Raw genomic sequence first — 1,573 nt, 5'->3', positions numbered from 1 at the left:
GGCGCGAGCCGCACCGTGGCCGGGGCCCGCGTCCCGGACCTGCTCGCCTTCACGGCGGAGCTGGAGCGGGCGCTGCGCCCGCTGGCCCCGGGCCGGTGCGAGGAACTCGCCGGCGCCGACGTCTGCCACGCCGCGGCCGGGGGCACCGTGGCCCTGCCCGGACTGCTGGCCAAACGCTTCTTCGGGGTCCCGCTGGTGGTCACCGAGTACGGCGTCCAGCTCCGCGCGCGCTACCTGGAGCAGCCCGACGCCCCCCTCGCTGTACGGGCCCTGCGCGCCGGCTTCCACCTGCGGCTGGCGGCCGAGCTGTACCGCGAGGCCGACCTGCTCACCCCCGGGAACGCGCACGCCCGGCGCTGGCAGGAGCGGTGCGGGGCGCCCCGCGAGCGGCTGCGGACGGTGTACCCGGGGATGGAGGCGGACCGATTCGCCACCGTCGGCGAGGCCGCCGACCAGGGCGACCCCGACACGCTGGTGTGGGTCGGCCGGATGGAGCCGGCCAGGGACCTGATCGGCCTGCTCCATGCCTTCGCGGAGATCCGCAAGGAGCGCCCGCACACCCGGCTGCGCCTCTTCACCACGGGGGCGACCCCCGCCTACCGGGCGGACTGCCGGTCGCTCGCCGCGCAGCTCTTCCCCGACGAGGCCGCCGACGTGGTGACCGCGGGGGAGAGCCCCGTCACCTTCGAGGAGATCGGTGGGCCGGAGGCCCCGTCCCTCGCCGACGCCTACGGGACCGGGTGGATCACCGTCAGCTCCTCCGTCGTTGAGGGCTTCCCGGTGGGCCTGGTCGAGGCGATGCTGTGCGGCCGGGCCACGGTCTCCACGGACGTCGGCGCGGTGTGCGAGGTCATCGGCGGCACCGGGCTGGTCGTCCCGCCGCGCAACCCGCGCGCCCTGGCCGAGGCCTGCCTGGCCCTGCTGAAGGACCCGGAACGCGCCCAGCGGCTCGGCGCCGCGGCTCGGGCCCGCGCCCTCGAACTCTTCACGGTGGAGCAGACGGTCGCGGCCTTCCGCGAGATCTACCTCCAGCTCGTCGCCCACCGCGCGCCCGCCCCGGCCCCCGCGCCGACCCCGTTCGCCTCGCCCCCGGAGGCCAGGGTGCCGGGCCACTGGACCACACCGACCTGGGCCGCGACCCCGGAGGCCGCCGTATGACCACGGAACCGCAGGCACAGGCGCAGGCGCGCGCAGAGACTCACGCACAGGCACAGGCGCGGACCCGGCCGGAACCCGCGCCGGCGCAGCCACCCGAGCCGCAGCAGCCGTCGGCGCCCGAGCCGCAGCAGCCCCGGCCGCCCGTACGGCGGCGGGCCGCCGGGGACCCGGTGAAGTCGCTGCTGCACCGGCACCGGGAGCTGTGCGAGCGGGCCGTCGACCCGCTGGAGATCGCCGCCGGGCTGGAGGCCCACGGCATCACCGACCGCACGGCCGCCCGGTTCCGCCATCGCGACGTCTTCTCGCTGGCCGAGGAGCTGTACGCACGCTCCCCGCGCCGCGAACCGGCGCCCCCGGGCACCGCGGCCGCCCCCGGGACGGCTGGGGCGTTCGGCGTCGACGCACCCGGTTCGGC

1 protein-coding gene and 1 pseudogene are annotated in these 1,573 nt (G+C 77.6%); both read left to right on the top strand.

Annotated features, from left to right (window positions below):
* Positions 1-1,158 (top strand): glycosyltransferase (locus GPJ59_RS36095; protein ID WP_219672338.1); only part of this gene is annotated, 1,158 nt, incomplete at its 5' end.
* A pseudogene (locus tag GPJ59_RS36090) lies at positions 1,155-1,573 on the top strand (hypothetical protein); the annotation flags it as partial. The gene GPJ59_RS36095 and the pseudogene GPJ59_RS36090, both read left to right, overlap by 4 nt.

Source organism: Streptomyces bambusae, assembly GCF_019400985.1.
Lineage (GTDB): Bacteria > Actinomycetota > Actinomycetes > Streptomycetales > Streptomycetaceae > Streptomyces > Streptomyces bambusae_A.
Note: the sequence above shows the minus strand (reverse complement) of the source record. Positions and strands in the feature narration are given on the sequence as shown.